Raw genomic sequence first — 6,205 nt, forward strand, 5'->3', positions numbered from 1 at the left:
CAATTTTTTAGCAGACTTTCTGCGCTTTAAACATAAATAACTTAGCAGCGTTATCAGTTTGTCTGATGATGTTGATATTTAGATCGCTTTTCTGTGGCATAGACAAATGATTTAAGCGTATAAATCATTATAATCATAGGCAAAGAATTATAGATTAAGGGATGCTCATGGCTCAAATGTTGGCAAGTGTCGATCAACGAACCAAGCTGGTCGGTGAAAATCGTCTCGAGTTATTATTATTTCGAATAAGTGCGACTCAGCTGTTTGCCATTAACGTTTTTAAGGTCAAGGAAGTCGTTAAAGTACCACCTCTAAGTGCAATGCCTGGTAGCCACAGTAGTATTATTGGCGTCGCGAACCTTCGAGGTCTATCTATACCCGTTATTGATTTACGTAAGGCGATAGGGTTTCGTCCGTCAGTCATACAGCCTGAGAGTAATCTTATCGTTACTGAGTATAACCGCTCGGTACAAGGCTTTTTAGTGGATAAAGTCGAGCATATCGTTAATCTGACTTGGGGGGATATTATACCGCCACCAAAAACGGTTGGACGAGATAATTATTTAACTGCAATAACGCGAATTGAGTACCAAGATAAGCAAGAGTTGGTGTCAATAATCGATGTTGAAAAAGTGCTTGCTGAGATTATACATTACGACATTAGATTATCGGATGGTGTGCTCGATGAGCAACTGTTGCCGTCAATGAGCGGGCGTAAAGTACTGATTGCCGATGACTCTGCTACGGCAAGAAGGCAGGTACGTGAGACGCTTGAGCAGCTAGGGATTGAAGTCATTGAGGCCTCTGATGGCCTTGTGGCACTCAATCAGCTAAAAAAATGGTGTGACGAAGGCAAAGTGATAACCGATCACATTTTAATGCTGATCACCGATGCTGAAATGCCCGAAATGGATGGATATAAGCTCACTCATGAAGTGCGCAGCGATAAACGTATGGCAGACTTGTTTATTACGTTAAATACCTCATTGAGTGGTAGCTTTAATAATGCGATGGTCGAGAAAGTCGGTTGTAATCGATTTATTTCAAAATTTCAACCGGACTTACTCGTAGAAGTGGTGCAGGATAAATTAAGAGAGACATTAATGGGCTAGTTTCAGCTAGTGCAATCGAGCACTAAGATTAACAAGTTTGCTTGTTAGTCTGCGTGCTCTTCTCTTAAGTCGCCCAATACTTGCTTTTTTAGCTCTGGTACGGCGGCGATATTAATTTGTGCGATACGAACGGCAAAACCGAATCTCTCTTTACCCACGATGGCGACAACATCTTCTAAAAACCGTTTATCTAAGGTGAATTGTTTGGCATAAAATGCGATGGCCTGGCTTACTGAGCGATAATTAACGCCATCGAAACTAAATGAGGCATCATAGCCGTAGTCATCAATTACTACACCGTTTAAACTTAACGGCCAGCCGCTATAATTGACTCTGTCTCGGGCGATTTCATACATCATCCAGCCGCTCTTTTTAAAGCCACCAAAGACTTTATCTTCAAACTCTGACTCTTCAAGTTCTTGCTTGGTCCAATTGACCCCAATGGCTAAGTGCTTCTCATAGATCCGCATTAACTCGTCTTTAACGGCCATTTTACAGTCCCAAATAGAGGTGAGCTTATGCTGTTTAGCCAGCCTTAAGCATTCGCTACAGCAAGGAACTGTTAGGGAAGGGTGCGGAGTATAGGTTTCTTTTAGATAGCCCCACTCTTGATTGCTTGGCTCGCCACAAAACCAGCAATGATGTCTGCGATCAAACGGGATATCGATTAATGGGGTTATCTGCGACACGGGATATTTTCCTTCATGATAAAACAAAGCGCACAATGGATTAGATTGTGCGCTTTGATGTAGCAATAACTTGGTCAGTACAAAAAGAGGTTGTTTATTACTCTTTTTCAACATCGACTAGCGATGTAGCCAATACGATTGGGTCGACTTCTTGACAGTCTTGATCGGCAATCCAGTCAACGCCAATTAATACACCGTCGTCATTTAAATCACTCACCCAGAATTCTAAAAACTCTTCAAGAGTGATGGCTACTGCTTGGTAACCTTCCCATTCGTCAGTGCAGTGACTTTTGGCTTGAGCTTCTTCAGACCATAAAGGCATCACATCAGTGGCTTCGTATTCAGACGAGTCACAGACTACCCAACCTTCACCGGTTTCATCTTGAAGGCCCCAAACAACCTGGGATTGTTTTACGTTATTGATGAAACTTTCTACTGCTGGAGTCATTTCAGTCATGATTAATCTCTTGTTTGGTTAGGTGTAAATAAGCCATATTTCAATGTGTATTAGTCTGCAACTGGCTTAGCATTTTAGCAAGTCATTTAAGGTAATTATCTCTAGCTGAATATAGCAACAGTATCTTATATCAGCGACTTTAGGTCGCAATTTAAGCATTTGCTACACATTCGTCATTTCGGCGTAATATTAGCGTGAATTTAGTCTATATTATGCTGCTAGCATAGTATGCTATTTTACAAGGCTTGCTAAAACCTCGCGAAAACTCTTAAGAAGTCACTCAAGGCTCAATGCTTGAATGAATTTCAGCCAAGATGAAGCGAGTTTAAGGTAAGTTTAATCAAGCCACGTCATTTTGTACGTTACAGTCATTCATTTTGGGAGTCTTCTATTGTTTAAATCAATCCCCCTGGCTACAGCGCTTCTACTTACAAGTTCAGCTGTATACGCAACGTCTGAACAGCCTAATTGGGCAAGCTGTGTTGCTGAGCTACAACAAACCGCAAAAGCTCAAGGTATATCACAACACACTATCGATACGACGTTGGCAAACGTTAAATACGTGCCAAGAGTCATAGAGCTTGATCAAAAACAACCAGAGTTTAGCCAGTCGTTTGAGAACTACTTTACTAAACGTGTTACCGATTGGCGTGTGGAGCAAGGTCGCAAGCTCTATCAAGAACATAAGGTCTTGTTAGATAAACTGGCAAAAGAGTACGGCATTCCGCCTCAATATCTTTTAGCATTTTGGGGGCTAGAAACGAATTTTGGCTCCTATAAAGGCAAGATGTCAGTTCTTGATTCTTTAGCAACACTAGCCTGCGATCCTAGACGTAGTCAGTATTTCACTACCGAGTTAATGCAGGCGCTAAAGCTTAAAGAGCGCTATAACTTTGCTGAAACAGACATGGTCGGCTCGTGGGCTGGTGCTATGGGTCATACACAATTTATGCCTTCTGCTTATGCAAAATATGCGGTTGACGGTAATGGGGATGGTAAAGCTGACCTGTGGAATAGCACCGAAGATGCGTTGACCTCAGCTGCTAACTTTTTACAAAATCTTGGTTGGAAGCGCAATGAGCGTTGGGGGAGGGAAGTCACCTTGCCAGCCAACTTCTCTTATGCCCATTTGGGTAAGGCTGAAGCGCAGCCTCTTGTTCGATGGGCCGAACTGGGTATTACTCAAACTAACGGCTCGCCGCTGAGTACACCCGACATGCAAGCTGCACTTTATTTACCATCAGGTCATACCGGCCCTGCATTTCTCGGCTACGACAATTTTGATGTGATTATGCGCTGGAATCGTTCGACATTTTATGCGATAGCGGTAGGCCATCTTGCTGATAGAATTAATGGTGCCGTAGCGTTAAAGGTTGCACCACCTAAGATGCCAAGCTTAAGTCGATCTCGCGTTAAAGAGCTACAAGTTCAACTTAATAGTTTAGGTTATGATGTTGGTAAGCCTGATGGCATATTGGGCGCTAAGTCTGTAAAAGGGCTGCAGGCTTACCAAAAGAGTCAAGGGCTTGTCGCCGATGGTTATCCTGATGAAGCGACTTTTAAGGCGCTGAAGGTTAAGTAAATTATCCGTTAAGTCAGTTATCAGTTAAGTCAGATACCGATTAAGTAAGCCAAAACTAAGTAAAGTAACCCCAGTTCAAAGTGAGTGAATTTATTTAATTTTGACAAAGATGTATTCAAAACGAATGCATCTTTATTTTATCTAGTTAGATAACACTAGAGGCTTAAGGCGAGTTTTGCTAAGCTGCGGCCACAAAATTAGAGTTAAGGAATACCATGAGCATTAAAGATGATTCAGTCGTGCAGTTTAACTACACATTACGTGATGAGCAGGGCGAAGTATTAGAAACCAATGAAGGTTTAGACCCTATTGCATACCTTCATGGCCATGACAACATGATGCCTGGTGTTGAAGATGCTCTGACCGGTAAAGACGTTGGTGCTAAATTCTCTGTAACGCTGCCTGCGAGTGAAACTTATGGTGAGCGAAATGACGATGCTGAGCAGCGTGTTTCTGTTAAGCACCTTCAAGGTGCGTCGGTATGGAAGCCAGGTATGCGTGCACTGATCAATACCGATGAAGGTCAACGTCAAGTCACTATTATTAAAGTGGGCAAGTTCATGGCAACTGTGGATGTTAACCACCCACTAGCAGGCCGTGAATTGACTTTCGATCTTGAAGTGATCGACGTACGTGATGCGACCAATGAAGAGATTGCTCATGGTCATGCCCACGGTAAAGGTGGTCACCACCACTAAGCTAGAAGCTGGCGCAATCGCAATCAGCCGTTCTGAGCCCAACATTGGTTGGGCTTTTTTGTTATTTTAAAACGTGTAGTTTAAAACATATTGTTTTAAACCTGTAGTTTTTAGAGATGCTACCCCTTATGATTATTCACTTTAGCGCCGGGAAATTGGTTGTTTCACCTTTTGAAATTCAAGTGCGTTTAGAAAATGGCTGTCAGCTATATGCTATGGTTGATGACATTAAATTTCACCAGGATGCTTTGATACTTGTTGCTGATGCTGGCGCAGTGCGGTGGAATATCAAATTAGATTCAACTGAGCAATTGCAACAAATAATGCAGGAGCTGGGGATCGGCGAATAAACTCATTCGCCAGTTCCGTTGAGCTTTACATGACTCTTTTGTAATTTATTATCGTTTCGATATTAGCCTCGACCATGAGCAGACATTAAATCCAATTCAGGCCCGTTGGGCACAATTCGGCTTGGGTTTATCGTGTCATGGCTAAAGTAATAATGTTGTTTAATATGCTCAAAATTAACGGTTTCAGCTATTTTTGGTAGCTGATAGATGTCTTTTAAATATCCCTGAAGGTTGGGGTAATCAACAATGCGTGTTTTATTGGTTTTAAAATGGCCAACATAAACAGCATCGAACCTAATTAGCGTGGTAAACAGCCTGATATCGGCTTCAGTGAGCTCTGACCCGGTTAAATAGCGTTTGTTTTCGAGTAACAATTCAATTTTATCTAGTGCATTAAACAGATCGTTATAAGCCTCATTGTAAGCCGTTTGCGTGGTAGCAAAACCTGCACGGTAAACGCCGTTATTAATTGCCGGGTAAATAAAGTCATTGAGCTCATTAATTTGTTGACGCAGATGTGCAGGGTAAAAATCTTTAGTGTTACCCGTTAAATGATCAAACTCGCTGTTTAACATGCGTATTATTTCTGATGATTCGTTACTGACAATCGTTTGGTTCTGTTTGTCCCATAATACGGGCACGGTAACGCGACCATTATAGTAGGCTTGGGCCTTTTGGTAGATCTGGTAAAGGTAGTCGGTTTGATTAAGTGTGTCTTTGTCTGCACCATCAATATGCTGGGCAAGCTCACTTTGTTTATCACCAGCAAATTCCCAGCCGTTACTGAGCATATGCGGTTCAACAATGCTCAGACTGATGATGTCTTCAAGACCTTTCAGTTTACGAAAAATGAGCGTTCTATGTGCCCAGGGGCAGGCCAGTGATACGTATAAATGATAACGATTCTTTTCGGCTTTAAAGGGGACAAGCCTTGAATCAATAGTCTGTTCATCGGCGGTGATCCAGTGACGAAAGCTTGACTCCTGGCGCTGAAATTGGCCATCGTTATCTTTAGTTGAGTACCATTGATCTACCCATCGTCCGTTTTGAAGAAGACCCATCTTGAATACCGCCTTATTTTTGATTATTCACCTAACAAGCTTATGTGCTAAATAGTGATAAATAAAGTCGATAAAATAGGATTAACCATTCTTAAACTGTGAACATAATTAAGGCTTTATGGTTTATAATTTTATCAGCTTGAGTTGTAAACTTGGGTCAGAGTCTGAGGGATCCCCACGAATTTAATAGCATGCTTGTGGATCCCGAACTAAGCCTTGCAGTGTCTTAATGGCCGTTCGCCAATGCGACTTCAGC

At 42.0% G+C, this 6,205-nt stretch carries 7 protein-coding genes; 4 read left to right on the top strand and 3 right to left on the bottom strand.

Features of this window, described 5'->3' with window-relative positions; genetic code table 11:
- Positions 1-167: 167 nt before the first annotated feature.
- Positions 168-1,112, top strand: coding sequence for a chemotaxis protein CheV (locus ACVBIO_RS06760; RefSeq protein ID WP_447172259.1), 945 nt, complete (start codon positions 168-170; stop codon positions 1,110-1,112).
- A gap of 44 nt (positions 1,113-1,156) precedes the next feature.
- On the opposite strand, the gene ACVBIO_RS06765 is transcribed toward ACVBIO_RS06760, so the two are convergent.
- Both ACVBIO_RS06765 and ACVBIO_RS06770 read right to left on the bottom strand, forming a co-directional pair.
- A complete protein-coding gene (locus ACVBIO_RS06765) occupies positions 1,157-1,801 on the bottom strand; it encodes a hypothetical protein (protein ID WP_447161362.1) in 645 nt (214 codons plus the stop codon).
- Between the two features lie 97 nt (positions 1,802-1,898).
- Entirely contained in the window at positions 1,899-2,258 is a 360-nt protein-coding gene (locus ACVBIO_RS06770) for a DUF2750 domain-containing protein (protein ID WP_447162854.1), read from the bottom strand.
- Positions 2,259-2,649: 391 nt separating this feature from the next.
- On the opposite strand from ACVBIO_RS06770, the gene ACVBIO_RS06775 reads away from it, so the two are divergent.
- The 3 genes from ACVBIO_RS06775 to ACVBIO_RS06785 all read left to right on the top strand — a co-directional run bounded on the left by ACVBIO_RS06775 (position 2,650) and on the right by ACVBIO_RS06785 (position 4,888).
- Positions 2,650-3,840: a lytic murein transglycosylase gene (locus ACVBIO_RS06775; protein WP_447161360.1), complete on the top strand. Its 1,191-nt coding sequence runs from the start codon at positions 2,650-2,652 to the stop codon at positions 3,838-3,840.
- 215 nt (positions 3,841-4,055) lie between these two features.
- Positions 4,056-4,538 carry an FKBP-type peptidyl-prolyl cis-trans isomerase gene (locus ACVBIO_RS06780; protein ID WP_447161359.1) on the top strand — a complete coding sequence of 161 codons (483 nt, stop codon included), beginning with the start codon at positions 4,056-4,058 and terminating at the stop codon, positions 4,536-4,538.
- 128 nt (positions 4,539-4,666) lie between these two features.
- Positions 4,667-4,888 (top strand): DUF3389 family protein, encoded by a 222-nt coding sequence (locus tag ACVBIO_RS06785; protein WP_447161358.1) that lies wholly within the window; start codon positions 4,667-4,669, stop codon positions 4,886-4,888.
- Between the two features lie 62 nt (positions 4,889-4,950).
- Here the strand turns inward: ACVBIO_RS06785 and ACVBIO_RS06790 are convergent, their stop codons facing one another.
- The gene (locus ACVBIO_RS06790; protein ID WP_447172260.1) at positions 4,951-5,949 is read right to left on the bottom strand and encodes a glutathione S-transferase family protein; all 999 of its coding nucleotides are present in this window, start codon (positions 5,947-5,949) and stop codon (positions 4,951-4,953) included.
- Positions 5,950-6,205 lie beyond the last annotated feature (256 nt).

Source organism: Shewanella sp. 0m-8 (assembly GCF_052977265.1).

Excerpts from the sequence above, each read along its gene's own strand:
- ACVBIO_RS06760 (WP_447172259.1), top strand. The coding sequence starts at position 168 with ATGGCTCAAATGTTGGCAAGTGTCGATCAACGAACCAAGCTGGTCGGT.
- ACVBIO_RS06770 (WP_447162854.1), bottom strand. The coding sequence starts at position 2,258 with ATGACTGAAATGACTCCAGCAGTAGAAAGTTTCATCAATAACGTAAAA.
- ACVBIO_RS06780 (WP_447161359.1), top strand. The coding sequence starts at position 4,056 with ATGAGCATTAAAGATGATTCAGTCGTGCAGTTTAACTACACATTACGT.
- ACVBIO_RS06785 (WP_447161358.1), top strand. The coding sequence starts at position 4,667 with ATGATTATTCACTTTAGCGCCGGGAAATTGGTTGTTTCACCTTTTGAA.
- ACVBIO_RS06790 (WP_447172260.1), bottom strand. The coding sequence starts at position 5,949 with ATGGGTCTTCTTCAAAACGGACGATGGGTAGATCAATGGTACTCAACT.